This is a genomic window from Streptomyces sp. NBC_01390, from assembly GCF_045040105.1.
Classification (GTDB): Bacteria; Actinomycetota; Actinomycetes; order Streptomycetales; family Streptomycetaceae; genus Streptomyces.
Genome location: NZ_CP109551.1, coordinates 235,393 through 251,591 on the forward strand (window position 1 = coordinate 235,393; position 16,199 = coordinate 251,591).

6 protein-coding genes are annotated in these 16,199 nt (G+C 71.2%); 3 read left to right on the plus strand and 3 right to left on the minus strand.

Annotated features, from left to right (window positions below; all coding sequences use genetic code 11):
* Window positions 1-95: 95 nt before the first annotated feature.
* The gene (locus tag OG241_RS00840; RefSeq protein ID WP_405812826.1) at window positions 96-8,738 is read right to left on the minus strand and encodes a type I polyketide synthase; all 8,643 of its coding nucleotides are present in this window, start codon (window positions 8,736-8,738) and stop codon (window positions 96-98) included.
* Window positions 8,739-9,008: 270 nt separating this feature from the next.
* Between OG241_RS00840 and OG241_RS00845 the strand changes: the two genes are divergently transcribed.
* From OG241_RS00845 to OG241_RS00855, 3 genes are all read left to right on the plus strand, one after another.
* Entirely contained in the window at window positions 9,009-9,971 is a 963-nt protein-coding gene (locus tag OG241_RS00845; protein ID WP_405812828.1) for an ACP S-malonyltransferase, read from the plus strand.
* Window positions 9,968-11,065: an arylcarboxylate reductase gene (locus OG241_RS00850; protein WP_405812830.1), complete on the plus strand. Its 1,098-nt coding sequence runs from the start codon at window positions 9,968-9,970 to the stop codon at window positions 11,063-11,065. Before OG241_RS00845 ends, OG241_RS00850 begins: the two co-directional genes overlap by 4 nt.
* Before the next feature lie 90 nt (window positions 11,066-11,155).
* On the plus strand, window positions 11,156-13,924 hold the full coding sequence (locus OG241_RS00855) for an AAA family ATPase (protein WP_405812832.1): 2,769 nt from the start codon (window positions 11,156-11,158) through the stop codon (window positions 13,922-13,924).
* Between the two features lie 99 nt (window positions 13,925-14,023).
* Here OG241_RS00855 and OG241_RS00860 read toward each other — a convergent pair whose 3' ends face one another.
* Both OG241_RS00860 and OG241_RS00865 read right to left on the minus strand, forming a co-directional pair.
* Window positions 14,024-15,163, minus strand: a complete 1,140-nt coding sequence (locus OG241_RS00860) for a hypothetical protein (RefSeq protein WP_405812834.1) — start codon at window positions 15,161-15,163, stop codon at window positions 14,024-14,026.
* A gap of 255 nt (window positions 15,164-15,418) precedes the next feature.
* Window positions 15,419-15,961, minus strand: coding sequence for a hypothetical protein (locus tag OG241_RS00865; protein WP_405812836.1), 543 nt, complete (start codon window positions 15,959-15,961; stop codon window positions 15,419-15,421).
* Window positions 15,962-16,199 lie beyond the last annotated feature (238 nt).

Consider the following 16,199-nt stretch of genomic DNA (forward strand, 5'->3'; position numbering starts at 1 on the left):
GGCGGGTGAAGAGGTCGACGACGAAGGTGCCGAAGGTGAGGAAGGTGTCGAAGAGGACGGCGTTCGGGTCATGAGCTTCCTTCTCCCGGTGCTGTTCAGGACTCGATGCCTTCGCGGGCCATACGGACCAGTTCCGCCACGTCCATGGCGTCGATGAGTTCCTCCTCGGCGACCAGTGCCTCAGTGCGGGCTCCTGCTCCCCCGTCCTCCGGGCCCGCAGCCGTGCCGGGGCCTGTGGTGTCCGCGGTGGTGTCTGTGGTGGTGTCTGTGGTGGGGAAGAGTTCGGCCCGTAGCCGTCCAGCCAGTGCGGTGGGCGTCGGGTGGTCGAACACGACGGTCGCGGACAGCCGTAGTCCGGTCGCCCTGCCCAGCCGGTTGCGCAGTTCGACAGCGCTGAGGGAGTCGGCGCCGAGTTCCTTGAAGCTCCGGCGTGTGTCGACGTTCTCAGCTCGGTCGTAGTTCAGGACGGCTGCGGCCTCGGTCCGCACCAGGGCGAGCAGTTGCTTCTCCTGGGCGGTCGCGTCGAGTTCGACGAGCCGGGCCAGAAGGCGGTCCCCGGGGGCTTCGGCCGGCGTGCGCTGCTGCGTCGTATCCCGGGTGGACACCGGGACGAGCCCGCGCAGCAACGTGGGTACGCCCGGTCCCGCGGCCCGTAGTGCGGCGGTGTCGAGGGCCAGTGGTACGGGGCAGGCCTCGCCGGAGGCCAACGCGGCGTCCAGGAGCCGCAGCCCCTGGTCGGGGGTGAGCGCGTGGATGCCCACGCGGGCGAACCGGCGGCGGTCGGCGTCGCCGAGCCCGGCCGCCATGCCGCCCTCCGCCCACGGGCCCCAGGCGAGTGAGGTGGCCGCGAGGCCACTGGCCCGCCGGTGTTGTGCCAGCGCGTCCAGGAAGGTGTTGGCCGCCGCGTAGTTGGCCTGTCCCGCGCCGCCGAGGAGGCCCTGTACGGAGGAGAAGAGGACGAAGGCGGTCAGGTCGAGTTCACGGGTGAGGTCGTGCAGGTGCCGGGCGGCGTTCGCCTTCGGTCGGAGCACCGCTGCGAGGCTCTCGGGTGTGAGGGCGTCGAACACGCGGTCGTCGAGGACACCGGCCGCGTGCACCACGGCCGTCAGCGGTCGGTCGGCGGGCACGGTGTCGAGCAGTGCCGCCAGAGCCGTACGGTCGGCGACGTCACAGGCGGCGATGGTGATCCTGGCCCCCGACTCGGCCAGCTCCGCTCGTAGTTCGGTGATGCCTGGGGCCGCGTCGCCGCGTCGGCCGACGAGCAGCAGATCGCGTACGCCGTGCTCGGTGACCAGGTGACGGGCCACGGCGGCGCCCAGTGCGCCGGTCGCGCCGGTGATCAGCACGGTGCCGTCGGAGCGCCACGGTGCCTCGGCCGGCACGGGCGTGGAGGCGCGGGTCAGCCGGGGGGCGAGTACGCGTCCGGCGCGGAGGGCGAGTTGGGCCTCGCCCGTGGCTGCCGCAGCGGCGAGGGCTGCCGTCAGTGTCTGCCGGGAGGCGGGTGCGTCGTCGAGGTCGAGCAGGGTGATCCGGTCGGGGTGCTCGGTCTGTGCCGAGCGGACGAGCCCCCAGACAGTGCTGTGTCCCAGGTCGGGCACGTCCTCGTCCGGCCCGGTGGCGATGGCGCCCCGGGTGACGACGACCAGACGCGAGGCGGCGAATCGTTCGTCGGCCAGCCAGCCCTGAGCCAGGGCCAGGGCACGTCCGGCGGCGTGCACCGCGTTCGCGCCGTCCCTACCATCCGGCCCATCCGTGCCTTCCGAGGCAGGGCCGGTCAGCGCGGCCAGGACGATGCTCGGGACGTCTGCCTCGCTGCCACCCCCCTCGGTCGACTCGGCCAGCTCGGTGAGGTCCGGGTACGAACCGGCCACCGTCGACGGTTCGACCATGCCGGCCAGCTCGGCCAGTTCGTGCGGCTCCCCGACGGCCGCCCACCGGCCGGATAACACATCGGGACAGGAACCGTCGGAGTCGGACAGCGGAACCCACTCCACCCGGAAGAGCGGGTCGCGTCCACCGCGCCGGGCCGTCCGAAGCTGCTCCGCGGAGACCGGCCGCCGCGACAGCGTGCCGATCGACGCCACCGTACGACCGGCCGCGTCGGCGAAGGTGATGGTGACCGCGTCGGGGCCTGCGGGTGCCAGTCGCACGCGGGCCGCCGTGGCCCCGGCCGTGTCCAGGCGCACCGCGCTCCACGCGAAGGGCAGGCGGGTGCCCTCTCCGCCGGGCAGGGCGCCGAGTTCGATGGCGTGCAGGGCGGCGTCGAGCAGCGCGGGGTGCAGTCCGTACCCGGCCGCGAGGTCGGCCTGCTCCTCGGGGAGGGCCAGTTCGGCGAAGACCTCCGTGCCGCGTCGCCACGCGTTGCGCAGTCCGCGGAACGCGGGCCCATAGCCGAAGCCCTGGGCGGCGAGCGACTCGTACCAGCCGGTCAGGTCGACCTCCTCGGCATCCTCGGGGGGCCAGTTCGTCAAGGCGTCGGCATGGGCGTCGGCATGGGCGTCGGTCATGGCCTCGGCGGCCCGGGCGAGGACCCCGGTGGCGTGCAGCGTCCAGTCACCGCCGTCCGGCTCTCCGCTGCCCCCACGGGCCGGTGCCGCTGCGGGACGGGTGTGCACGGTGACGGACCGTCGGCCGTCGGCATCGGCGCCCGCCGCCTGGACCTGAAGCTCGACTGCGCCCTCGTCCGGCAGTTCCAGCGGCGCCTGCAGGGTCAGTTCGTCCAGCAGCTCACAGCCGGTACGGCGAGCGGCGTGCAGGGCCAGTTCCACGAGCCCGGCGCCTGGGAAGAGCACGGTCCCGAGGACGGTGTGGTGGGCGAGCCACGGATGAGTCTCCAGGGACAGCCGCCCGGTCAGCAGGAGCGTGTCGGAGTCCGCCGGTCGCACAGCGGCACCGAGCAGAGGGTGACCCCCGGCACCGAGCCCCAGCGCGGGCGCGCCCGCAGCGGTGAGCGGGCCGGCGGTCGGCCAGTAGCGCCTGCGCTGGAAGGCGTAGGTGGGCAGGTCGATGCGGCGGGCGCCCGTACCGGCGAACACGGCCGCCCAGTCGGGGCCGATGCCTCGTACGTGGAGCCGGGCGAGTCCCTCCGTGAGCGTCCGGTCCTCGGGGTGGTCACGCCGCAGTAGGGGGACGAACTCCGCCCGCGTGTCGTCGTGTTCGTCCCTGTCCCTGTCCCTGTCCTCGTGCTCATGCTCGGGGAGGCAGTCACGGCCCATGGCGGTCAGTACGGCGTCCGGTCCGATCTCCAGGAACGTCGTCACCCCGTCCGCCCGCAGGGCCCGAACGGCGTCGGCGAACCGCACGGTCTCCCGGACGTGCCGGGTCCAGTGGTCCGCGTGCTGCGCGCCGTCCGGGAGAACGGTGTCCGGCCCGGCAAGGACTCGCCCTGTCATGGCCGACAGAAGGGGTACCGCGGGCGCCGACAGGTCGATGCCCCGGGCCACTTGGCGGAACTCGTCGAGCATGGGGTCCATACGTGGCGAGTGGAAGGCATGGCTGACCCGCAGCCGCCTGGTCCTGCGGCCGCGCGCCGCCAGTGCGGCGGCGATCTCCATGACCGTGTCCTCGTCGCCGGAGAGTACGCAGGAGAGCGGGCCGTTGACGGCGGCGAGAGCAACCCGCGCCTCCCGGCCGCGCAGCAGTTCGGCGATCTCCTCCTCGGGCGCCTGGACGGAGACCATGGCGCCGCCTTCGGGCAACGCGTCCATCAGCCGGCCTCGTGCGGAGACCAGCGTCACCGCGTCGGACAACGACAGCATCCCGGCGGCGTGAGCAGCCGCCAGTTCGCCGACCGAGTGTCCGGCTACCCGGTCCGGGTGTACTCCGAGGTGTTCGACGAGCCGGAAGAGGGCCACCTCGACGGCGAACAGACCGGCCTGGGTGAACACGGTGCGGTCCAGTAGGGCGGCTTCCGGCGTGCCCTCTGCGGCGAAGACGACATCGCGCAGCGGGCGGCCGAGGCGGTCGCCGAACTCGTCGAAGATCTCGTCCAGCGCCTCGGCGAACACGGGGAATCGTGTGTGGAGTTCGCGTCCCATGCCCACGCGCTGACTGCCTTGCCCGGTGAAGAGGAACGCTGTCTTTCCACCGTTCGGCACGCCCTGCGGGACACGGGGCGGCGACTCGCCGTCCGCCAGCGCGGTCAGTTCCGCGAGCATGCGGTCCGGGTCGTCGCCGACCACTACCGCCCGGTGTTCCAGCGCCGCTCGTGTGGTGGCCAGCGAGAAGCCGACGTCGGCGATCGCGGCTCGTGGCGTCGCGCTCAGGCGTGCGGTCAACCGCCGCGCCTGTGCCCGTAGGGCCTGCTCGGTGCGGCCGGACAGCGGCCACAGCACCGTCCCGGGAGAAGGCGCGCGTTCAGCTTCGGGTACGGGGACGCGGTCGGGGTTCGGGGGTGCTTCTTCGAGGATGAGGTGGGCGTTGGTGCCGCTGATCCCGAAGGACGACACCCCGGCCCGACGCGGACGTCCCTCGACCGCCACCCACTCCCGCTGCTCGGTCAGCAGCTCGACACCGCCCGACGCCCAGTCGACGAGCGGCGTCGGCTCATCGACGTGCAAGGTCCGCGGCAGTTCACCGTGCCGCATCGCCTCCACCATCTTGATGACACCGGCCACCCCGGCCGCCGCCTGCGCATGCCCGATGTTCGACTTCAACGACCCCAGCCAGAGCGGCCGTTCACCAGAACGTTCCCGCCCGTACGTCGCCAACAAGGCCTGCGCCTCGATCGGATCCCCGAGCCGGGTCCCCGTCCCATGCGCCTCGACCACGTCCACCTCGCCAGGAGTCACTCCGGCCGACGCCAACGCCGCCCGGATCACCCGCTCCTGCGCCGGCCCACTGGGCGCCGTCAACCCGTTGCTGGCGCCGTCCTGATTCACGGCGCTGCCGCGCACCACCGCCAACACCCGATGACCATTGCGACGGGCATCCGACAACCGCTCCAAAACCAGCAGCCCGACACCTTCAGCCCAGCCCGTCCCCCCAGCAGACGCCGCGAACGACCGGCACCGACCATCAACCGACAACCCCCGCTGCCGCGAAAACTCCACAAACGTCCCCGGCGACGACATCACCGTCACCCCACCCGCCAACGCCAGCGAACACTCCCCCGCCCGCAACGACGACGCCGCCAAATGCACCGCCACCAACGACGACGAACACGCCGTGTCCACCGTCACCGCCGGACCCTCAAACCCCAACGAAAACGCCACCCGACCCGACAACACGCTCGCCGCGCCACCCGTCAGCCGCCGGCCCTCGGAGGAGTCGGGGAGAGTGCCGCCGGTGCCGGAGTCCCTGAAGGTGAAGGTGCCGGCGAAGACTCCGGTGCGGCTGCCGCGCAACGAGTGCGGATCAATACCCGCCCCCTCCACCGCCTCCCACGCCGACTCCAACAACAACCGCTGCTGCGGATCCATCGCCAACGCCTCACGCGGCGAAATACCGAAAAACTCCGCATCGAACTCCGCCGCCTCATGCAAAAACCCGCCATGACGCGTATACGACGTCCCCGCCCGATCCGGATCAGGATCGAACAACCCCTCCACATCCCAGCCCCGGTCCACCGGAAACCCCGACACACCGTCCCGCCCCGACGCCACCAACTCCCACAGCTCCCCCGGCGAACCCACCCCACCCGGCAACCGACACGCCATCCCCACCACCGCCACCGCCTCCCCCACACCAGCCGGCTGGTGTGCGTCAGGGCCCGGAGTCTCGTCCTCGGCCGAGTTCCGTACGTACCGGATCAGCGCCTCGGGGGTCGGGTGGTCGTAGATCAGAGTGCTGGGCAGGCGCGTGCCGGTGGCCCGGCTGAGGAGGTCGCTCAGTTCGACGCCCATGACGGAGCTGAAGCCGAGTTCACTGAAGGAGGCGCCGACCGGCACCGCGTCGGCCGAGTCGTGGCCGAGGACGCGGGCGACGTGTGTACGTACCAGGTCGGCCGATGCCGGGGCGGCCGGGCGGACGGTCGTCGCGGGTGCTGCCGGGAGTTCCGGGGTTTCGGGCGCGGTGGGGGACGTCCGGCCGACGGGCAGTTGCGGGAGCCGTCCGCCGTCCGTGTCCAGCCAGTACCGCCGGCGCTGGAAGGCGTAGGTGGGCAGGGCGACACGACGGGCGCGCGGGGAGGCGAGCACCCGGTCCAGCACTGCGGGAACACCGCTGATGTGCAGCTCCGCGAGTGCGGTGACGAGGGTGGACACCTCGTCGCGGTCCGCCCGGACGGCGGGTACGAAGACCTGGTCGGCGCCGTCGGCCGCGCAGTCGCGGGCCATGGAGGACAGCACGGCGTCCGGCCCGATCTCCAGGTGGAACGTGATGCCGCGGGCGTGCAGGGTCCTGACTCCGTCCAGGAAGCGGACGGCGTCGCGGGCGTGGCGGACCCAGTGGGCCGGCGAGCGGAGTTCGTCGTCGGTGGCCACCCTGCCGGTCAGGTTGGAGACGACGGGGATGCGCGCCGGCCGGTAGGTGAGGCTCTCGGCGACCTGGCGGAAGTCGTCGAGCATGCCGTCCATGTGCGGTGAGTGGAACGCGTGGCTCACGCGCAGCCGCCTGGTCTTTCGCCCACGGTCGCGCCACCGCTGGGCGAGGCGGAGCACGGCATCCTCGTCGCCGGAGAGCACGGTCGAGGCAGGCCCGTTGACCGCGGCGACGGCGAGCCGGTGCTCCTCCCCGTCCAGGTCGGGGCGCAGTTCCGCCTCGGACGCCTGGACGGACACCATGGCGCCGCCTTCGGGCAGTCCCTGCATCAGCCGTCCGCGGGCCGCGACGAGCGCGCAGGCGTCGGGCAGGTCCCACACACCGGCCGCGTGGGCCGCGACCAGTTCGCCGACAGAGTGGCCCAGCACCGCGTCCGGCTTCAGTCCCCAGTGCTCCAGCAGCCGGTGGAGGGCGCTCTCGAAGGCGAAGAGCGCCGGCTGGGTGTAGCCGGTTCGGTCGAGCAGGGCGGCGTCGGGGCTGCTGTCGCCGTCGAGGATCAGACCTCGCAGTGGCCGGTCGAGGAAGCGGTCGAGTTGCTCACAGGCCGCGTCGAAGGCGTCCGCGAACACGGGGTACGCGGCGTGGAGCACGGCTCCCATGCCGGGCCGCTGGCTGCCCTGCCCGGTGAACAGGAAGGCGAGGCCTCCCGCGCGGGCGCTGCCTTCCAGTACGCGCGCCGCGGGGCGGCCGTCGGCGAGGGCCGCCATCGATGCGAGCAGGTCGTCCCGGTCGGCGGCGAGGACGGCCGCGCGCCGGGTGAAGTGGGTGCGGGTCGCGACACAGGAGTACGCGATCTCACCGGGCGCGAGTTCGGGGCGGTCGGCGAGATGGCGCAGCAAACGGGCCGCCTGGGCGCGCAGGGCGGGTTCGTCGCGGCCGGAGAGGGTCACGGGGACGGGCAGCGTGGCGGTGGACGGATCGGGTTCCACGACAGGCGTGCCACGCCCGCACCAGTCCGACAGCACCAGGTGGCAGTTGGTGCCGCCCATGCCGAAGGAACTCACCCCGGCCGTCCTGGGCAGGTCGTCGTGCGGCCAGGGGGCGAGTTCCCGCTGGACGGTGAGGTTGAGCCGGTCCAGGGGCAGCGAGGGAGGCGCTGCCGTGAAGTTGAGGCTGGGCGGAAGGGCCTGGTACTCGATGGACAGGATGACCTTGAGCAGGCCCACGACACCGGCCGCGGCTTCGAGGTGGCCGACGTTGGTCTTGGCGGAGCCGACCGCCAGTGGCCGGCCGGGCGTCCTCGCGGTACCGAGCGCCGCGCCGAGGGCGGCCGCCTCGACGGGGTCGCCGGCCTTCGTCCCGGTGCCGTGCAGTTCGACGTACTGCACCTGGTCGGGTTCCGTCCCGGCCCGCCGGTGGGCGAGCTGGATCACCTCGCACTGGGCGCTCTCGTCGGGCACGGTGAGCCCGACGGAGGCGTTGCCGGCGTTGTTCACGGCGCCGCCGAGGATCAGACACCTGATCGAGTCGCCGTCGGCTATCGCCCGGTCGAGGGTTTTGAGTACGACCAGTGCGCCGCCCTCTCCCCGTACGTAGCCGTTGGCCCGCGCGTCGAAGGTGTGGCACCGTCCGTCCGGGGAGAGGGCCCCGGAGCCTGCGGCGACGAGTGCGGCGTCCAGGGCGAGGTTGAGGTTGACGCCGCCGGCCACGGCCGCGGTGCAGTCGCCCGCGCGCAGGCTCTCGCAGGCCAGTTGGACGGCCACGAGGGAAGAGGACTGGCCGCAGTCGACGGTCTGGCTGGGGCCTCGCAGCGCGAGGGCGTGGGAAAGCCGGTTGGCGATCATGGTGCGCTGCGTTCCGACCGCCGTGTGCCGGGTGATTCCGGCGGCGCCGAGCCGGGCGCGCAGGATGGCGTAGTCGTCGGCGGTGGCTCCGACGAACACGGCGGTCGAGCTGCCGGCCAGGGTGGCGGGGACGGTGCCGGCATGTTCCAGCGCCTCCCAGCCGAGTTCCAGTACGAGACGCTGTTGCGGGTCCATCGCCGTGGCCTCGCGCGGGGAGATGCCGAAGAAGGAGGCGTCGAACAGGTCGGCCCGGTCGAGGAACCCGCCCCAGCGCACCCGTTCGGCGTCCGGCGCGTCGGCCGCCGCGGATACCGCGTCCGCGTCCCAGCGCTCGGGCGGCGCCTCGGTGATGGCGTGCCGGCCCGCGGCGAGCAGCCGCCAGAAGGTCTCCGGATCGGGCGCGCCGGGCAGTCGGCAGGAGTAACCGATGACCGCAATCGCCGAACGCGGACCGACTCCGTCCTTATAAGACATTTTCTCCACTTCCAGCATCCCGGCTTTCCATCTAATGGAAAACACCCGAGCCACGAGAAGAACTCTCCCAGCCCGGCATATCGTTTCGATAGCGCCGGCCGCGACACTCGGGCGCGGGACTGAGAGAAGTTGGCTCTTTTCGGATGGCCCGGGTCGCGGGTACGGTAGTCGCGTGACTACGGCTCGTCAGGCTTCTAATGGCGTTGACGGACCGGGATCGCTATGGCCTGCTTCATGCCTTTTTTGCTTGAGCTACATCGGGAGACAATGATGGCATTGGGCTTTCTGTTCGGCGGCGGCGTCGGCACCGAAGTGCACGGCCTGGAGATGTATCGGACCCATTCGGTGATGCGCGATCTGTACGAGCAGGTCTCGGCATGGACCGGCATGACGGTGGGCCAGATCCTGGAGGAGGAACTGCCGGAGCCCCAGGAGGAAAGGCAGAGTGCAGGGACGGTCCGCGAGACCGCGCTCGCCCTCGGCATCCACGACGTACTGGCGGAGCAAGGGCTGCGTCCGGCGGTGCTCGGCGGGCTGAGCCTCGGCGCGATGACCGCGAGCTGTCTCGCGGGCGCCATCGGCCGGCGGGAGCTGTTCGAGATGCTCGCGCACGCCCGGCACACCCCCGAGCTGCCTCCCGAGGAACCGGAGCAGGGCCTCACCCTGGCGTTCTCGCCGGCCGAAGGCGACCTGGCGTCCGCGTACCGCGGCGAGGGCCGCCCCGGCGTGTATCTGTCCGGGGACTTCGGCCCGACGGCGGACGGAGCCATGCGGATCCTGATGCTGTCGGGCGAGCGGGCGGCACTGGACGCGCTGGCGGCCGACCTGCCCCCGGGCACCGTCGTTCCCCTGCCGGGCCGGCCGATCGCCGTCCACTCCCCGTTGCGCGGCCACTTCCGCGAGTTCATGGCGCCCTACATCGACGCGATGCCGTTCAAGGCGCCCGAGATGCCGCTCGTCTCCTGTCTCGAGCGCGGGACGCTGACCACGGCCGAGGAGGTGCGGGATCTGTTCGACCGGAATTCCACGGATCCGATCAGCCTGGTGGACGTCTGTGCCGAGATGAAGGACCAGGGTGTGCGTCTGGGCCTCATCATGGGCGGTTCCATCCCTGACGGGATTCTCCGGTTCCCGTTCCCGGTGGTGCACGTCGACAAGCCCGAGCACATCCAGCAAGTGCTGAACAGTGTCTACGAGTTCGGCATAGACCTCTCGCCCGCGCAGGCCCGATGAGAGCCCCGCAGACCGCGGTGCCGTCTGCCGCGCAGTGCGACGCCCTCGTCGACGGCTGGCTCGGAACCGACCTCGACGAGTGGACCCGAAAGGTGGTCGCGCGGCACTTCCACCCCGAGACGGGCACCCCGCACTGGCTGCGGCGGGCCGCCGAACTCGACTTCGACCCGCGGGACATCACCCGCTACGCGGAGCTCAGCGCGTTCGGCCCCTTCCCGGTGGACATACTGCGCACCCAGGACCCGGCCGACCTGGTACCCCTGGGCGTGCCACGGCCCCTGACCGGCCGCGTCTGGGACACCGGCGGCACGACCGGCACACCCTGCCGGCTCTTCTACACGCCCGCCATGCTGCTGCACCGGGGCGCCTGGCGCCGGTGGTCCTTCGTCACCGAGGGCTTCGACGAGGGCCGGACCTGGCTCCAGGCGACCCCCACCGGTCCGCATCTGATCGGCAACGGCCTGTGGGAGGTGTCCGAGCTGCACTCGGGACAGGCGTACGCGGTCGACATGGACCCGCGCTGGGTCAAGCGCCTCATCCGGGGCGGGCGACTGGCGGACGCGGCCGAGTACACCACCCACCTGCTGGAACAGATCGCGGACGTACTCGCCCAGGGCAGGATCGACTACGTCAACACCACACCCGCGGTCTTCCAGGCGCTGGTACGCCGGTACCCCGAACTGGCGGCGCCGCTGCGGGGTGTGCGGCTGAGCGGCACACAGATGAGCCCGGACATGTACCGGGACTTCGTGGCCGCGATGGGCGGCGGGATCTGCGGCCGCAGCTACGGCAACACCTTCGGCAACGCGGCGGGGCTTCCCGTCGAGCAAAATGCCGAGCTGATGCCCTATATCCCGAATTATCCTCATGTAACGATGACGGTCGTGAACAAGGAAGACTGGTCAGCGACCGTCGAATACGGCACAGTGGGACAGGTTCGGCTAACCGTCCTGCACGAAGACCTGTTCATCCCCAATATTCTCGAACGCGACCAGGCCCTGCGTTACAGGACCGGCGAAAAATGGCCATCCGACGGAGTTGCCAATGTGACTCCACTGCAAACAACTTCCGCGTCACCCGAGGGCCTCTACTAATCCACGACTTAACGATTAATTGGCATCTCGTCAATGATGCCGTCATGTGCTTGCGAATAGAGTTCCCCCACGCTGCAAGAGAATACACGCATGATACTGATCGAGCGTCAAGAAGAGATGTCCGCACTACATGACCTGCTCTCCGAAAGCCGCTGCGGCAACGGACAGGTCGCACTTGTCCACGGCGCGGCGGGCAACGGCAAGTCCGAACTGCTGTACGCATTTGCCGAGGAGGCGTGCACGGCCGGTTCCCTCGTCCTGGGAGCCGTCGGCCGCGAGGAGGAACGTGACGTCCCCCTCGGGCTCGTCCGGCAACTCTCCCGGGACCTCTTACTCCCCGAGCCGCTGAGCACCCGGATGGCCCTGCTGGAGAGCAGCCTGTCGGTCGGCCCGGCCGCCCACCAGGTGTCGCTCGCTCTGCAGGCCCGGGTCGCACACGACCTGTGCCGGACACTGTTGCTCGCCGCCGGCGCGGGCGGTCTGCTGATCAGCGTCGACGACATCCAGCACGCCGATTCCGCCTCGCTGGGCTGCCTGCTGCACCTGGTTCCGCACACGCGGTCCGCCCCCGTGATGCTGGTGTTCAGCCGGCCGGACAGCGCCCGCCACTGTCCTCCGCAGCTGAGCGCCGAGCTGCTCCGCCATCCCCGCTACCGGCGCTTCCGGCTGGCTTCTCTGTCGCCGAGGGGGACGACCGCGTTGGTGGAGCAGGCACTGGGCGCCGAGGAGGCACAGATCTTCGGCCCCGCCTACCACTCCGCCAGCGGCGGCAACCCCCTGCTGATTCGCGCGTTGCTGGGGGACCGGCGTGACCGACCGGTGGATCGCGACGGCACCCAGTCCGCGATGCCGTTCATGGGAGAGCAGTTCGGGCAGGCGGTGCTCGCCTGTGTGCGCAGGGGCGAGCGGCAGGTCCTCCGTGTGGCCCGTGCGATGGCCGTCCTGGACGAGTGTGCCTCCCCCGCCCGAATCGGCCGGTTACTCCGGATGAGCCCGGCCGAGGTGGCCGAAGCACTGCGGCACCTGACGGCCGCCCGGCTCGTCGAGGGCCACCTCTTCCGTCATTCGGCGGCGCGGTCGGCCGTCCTGGACGACACCCCGTCCGACGTGCTCCGGGAACTGCGGCTCGACTCGGCGGAGCTGCTGCACCACGAAGGAGCCCCGGCGCCCGCCGTCGCCCGCCACCTTGTCGAGGAGGGACACCCGCCACAGCGCTGGGCCGTTGCGGTACTGACGGATGCCTCCGAACACGCGCGCCAGTGCGGCGACCTCGCCTTCGCCCTGCAGTGTCTGGAACTGGCGTTGACCGGCTGCGAGGACATGCGCGAGCGAGCAGTCATGACGATGATGATCATCCGGGTGGAATGGCTGCTCAACCCCTCCACGGCGGCTCCCCGTCTCGCGGGTCTGACCGACGCGCTGCTGGCCGGCATCCTGCCGGTCCAGCTCGCCGTCCCGCTCTTCCGGTCCCTGCTCTGGCACGGTCGCCCCAGCGAGGCCGCCAGGGTGATACGCGAGCTCGGCCCGGACACACCCGGCTCCCACGGTCTGCTCTCGGAATCCCGCGAATGGCTGCGGAACCGCTATCCGGCGATGCTCACGCTTCTGCCCCCTGTTCCGGACTGCTCCGGTGCCCACGGCATCCGGGAACCAGCGGCCAGCAAGTCCGCGCTGCTCGCCGAAACCGTCTTCGGATCGACCCTGCGCGGCGGGGGCGACGAGTCCAGCGTCCGGAGCGCGGAGCAACTGCTGCGTTCCTGCCACCTGGACGACTCGAACCTGTGCTCGCTGGAGTCCGCACTGCTCGCGCTCGTCTACGCCGAGAGGCTCGACCGGGCCTCCGTGTGGTCGGGCAAACTCCTCCAGGAGGCCACGGTCCGGCGGGTGCCCACGTGGCAGGCGAAGCTCACCGCGATACGCGCCGAACTCGCCCTGCGTCAAGGCGACTTGAACGAGGCGTACGCTCTCGCCCGCTCGGCCATGACACATCTGTCGCCCCGGAGCTGGGGGGTCGGCGTCGGGGCGCCGCTGAGCGTCCTCGTCCTGGCCGCGACCGCCATGGGGGCTGACGACGTCGCCGAGGAACATCTGCGTCACTCCGTACCGGACGCGATCTTCCAGTCCCGGTACGGCCTGCAGTACCTGTACGCCCGGGGCCACCACCACCTTGCCGCAGGCCGGCTGCACATGGCCCTGGAGGACTTCCTGCGCTGCGGCGATCAGGCCCGCGCCTGGGACATGGACCTGCCCGCGATCCTCCCCTGGCGCAGCGGCGCGGCGGCTGCCCATCTGCGTCTGGGACAGCGGGACCAGGTTCGCCGGCTCGCGGAGGCGGAACTCGCCCGGCCCGGCAGCGCCAAGTCCCGCAACCGTGGTGTGGCCCTGTGTCTGCTCGCCGAGATCGCCGAACCGCACCGCCGGGCAAGCCTGCTGCTGGAGGCCGTCGGCATCCTGCGGCTCGCCGGGGACAGGCTGGAACTCGCCCGGGCGCTGGCCGCGTTGAGTTCCGCACAGAGGGCGACCGGCGAGGCCGAGCAGGCACGGCGGGCGCTGTACCAGGCGCTGCAACTGGCCGATCTGTGCGGCGCGCAGCGGCTGCAGCGATCCCTGCTGCACCGCAGCAGCGAGGAGGGCCCGGCCTTTGCAGCCGCTCTCCCGAAGGATCCGCTCAGTGCGGCGGAGCGCCGGGTCGCTTCCCTGGCCGCCCTCGGCAACTCCAACCGTGAGATCTCGGACCAACTGTGCATCACCGTGAGCACGGTGGAGCAGCACCTGACCCGCGTGTACCGCAAGCTCAACGTCGCCAGCCGCGCGGACCTGCCCAGCGAGTTGCCGACACTGGCCGTCGGATCCGCCTGACCGACACCCGTCGTTCCCGCGTGGCCAGTGATGTCGGCCCGGCCGTCGGTGCCGGGCCGACATCACCAGCGGATCAGGGCGTCACTCCTGCGGAGGGGTTCAGCGCGTCGAACGCTGGATCAGCTCGTACTGCGCGGAGGTGGACTCTCCGGTGATGAGTTCGTAGCTGCCGACGGACCAGAACTGGCCGGTGCGGCCGGTGGGCGCGAGCGCCTCGATGTCGTATGCCTGGGTCTGGCCGCCGGGGACGGCGTCGCCCTGCACGGAGGTCCAGACGCCGCCGCGCAGGCGCCAGTAGAGGGCGGTGCCCTCGTAGCCGTAGGGGTCGCCCGAGACCCAGACGGTGCCCTTGCCGTCGCCGGTGACGGCATTGGCCCACAGCCCGTCGACCGGCCCGGTGACGTCGCGCCAGGTGCGGCCGTTCCAGTGCAGCACCTTGGTGTGCTGCGGTTCGTCCTCGGTGTACGGAGTGAGAGCGGTGATCCAGACGCTGCGGGCGGACTCCTGGTACACGGCCGAGACCGCGAGAGCGCTGCCGGCCGGAGCGGTTTCGGTCCAGGAACGGCCGTCCCAGTGCATGAGCACGGACCGGCCGGGCTGGCCGGCGTAGGCGAACTGCCCGACCGCCCAGGCGTCGTGGGAGGACCGCGCCTCGAAGGCCTTGATGAAGACGCCGCTCTTCAGGGGGGTGCTCTGCCAGACTCCGTGGGAGTACGAGTTGATCGCCGTGTCGCTCACCAGCCAGACCTTGCCGGGTACGGCGGCGAGCTTCGCGAAGCCGAAGCTCTGCTCCGCGGGCAGTGGCGTCCGCGTCCACTGCTTGCCGTCGTAGTGGGCCAGGGTCTCGCCCTGCTGGTCCCAGCCGTACGCCCAGACGTCGTGCGCGGACACCGCGTCCACGGCGTGCCACACGCCGGTCGCCGGCACGTCGGGGGTGGACTGCTGCTGCCAGCTTCTGCCGTCCCAGCGCAGGATCACACCCTGGCCGACCCCGTGGACGTACTGGACGCCCACCGCCCAGGCGGCGTCAGGACCGACCGACGCGATGTCGAAGAGCACGGAGCTGTCGGAGAGCGTCCCCGCCAGAGAGGTGCGCCAGGCCGGAGCCGAGACCTGATTCACGGACGCCACGGCGGGAGCCGCACCGTCCGCCACGGAGATCGCCGCCGGGGCAACGGTCACGGTGGCCGCCGTGAGCGCCGCGACGATCGCGATCTTGAGGTGCGTTCCCGTCTTCATGCCATCTCCCCGTTGTCCACGAAGGCGCTGCGGAAGCCCTGCATGTCCGCCCCCGGCAATGCCTGCTCACTCATAAAGACCCTTCTCCCCGCCGGACGGTTGTGCCGGCGGCCGCACGGCGCGCCACTCGACCTCACGACGCGGGTCGTCGGCAGTGAACGACATCCACCTCGCAGTGAGTTGACGCACCGTCCGATCCCTGCGTCAGCGGCGGGGAAGGAGCTGCTGGTGCCCTCCCCCGCCGTGGGCGTGGGATCAGCAGCGCTTGCTGGAGTAGCCCCCGACAGGTGCGGGGTCACCGGCGGCACGTACGGTGCCCGACCCTGCCGTGCATTCGTTCACGGTGCTGGTGCCGCTGGACCAGAACTCCTGGCCGTCGGTGTTCGTCCAGGAGTGCTTGCCGAGGACCTCGTCCTGGGAGTAGCTGTAGACAGCGGCGGTCACGTCGTAGTCTCCGACGGCGTCGCGGAAGCTCTGCCAGACCCAGACGTAGCCGTAGTTCTTGGCACAGGACGGCGAGTAGAACTGCTTGACGGACGCGGCGGTCTTGCCGGCGCGCGTGATGTACCCGGTGGAACCGATCTGATAGGCGTCCGCGCACACCCCGGCCGCCCTGGCCCGCGGACTCGCCGGGTTGCCGTCGGCTGACGGCGCGGTGGAGGCCGCCGCAGTGGTGCTGGTGGTGGTGGTGCGTGCGGTCGGTGCGGGCGCCGGGCCGGTTCCGGCGGTGGCGACCGCGGCCGGGATGAGAGCGAAGGCGCAGGCCAGTGCCGCAGTGGTGGTCTTGAGGTGACGCATGTGGTGTTTCCCCCTGCTCGTCGTGGTTGAGCCACGTGTCATGACGGGTGTCAGGACAGGTGCTGAGACGTGCTCCGAAGCGGGGGACACCGAAAACAAAGGCACGCGTGGTCAGCGCGGTCCCCGTGGCACGAAGCGGCCATCTCCGGATTCCCCGGAACACTTCGGACGCAAGGTGAGACCCGCCTGCCCCTCAAAGGGTTGTACGGCAGTTCTCGCGCACCTCGTAGAGATCGCC

Coding starts and splice junctions, on each gene's coding strand:
- OG241_RS00855 (WP_405812832.1), top strand. CDS start 11,156: ATGATACTGATCGAGCGTCAAGAAGAGATGTCCGCACTACATGACCTG.
- OG241_RS00865 (WP_405812836.1), bottom strand. CDS start 15,961: ATGCGTCACCTCAAGACCACCACTGCGGCACTGGCCTGCGCCTTCGCT.
- OG241_RS00860 (WP_405812834.1), bottom strand. CDS start 15,163: ATGAAGACGGGAACGCACCTCAAGATCGCGATCGTCGCGGCGCTCACG.
- OG241_RS00850 (WP_405812830.1), top strand. CDS start 9,968: ATGAGAGCCCCGCAGACCGCGGTGCCGTCTGCCGCGCAGTGCGACGCC.
- OG241_RS00845 (WP_405812828.1), top strand. CDS start 9,009: ATGGCATTGGGCTTTCTGTTCGGCGGCGGCGTCGGCACCGAAGTGCAC.
- OG241_RS00840 (WP_405812826.1), bottom strand. CDS start 8,738: ATGTCTTATAAGGACGGAGTCGGTCCGCGTTCGGCGATTGCGGTCATC.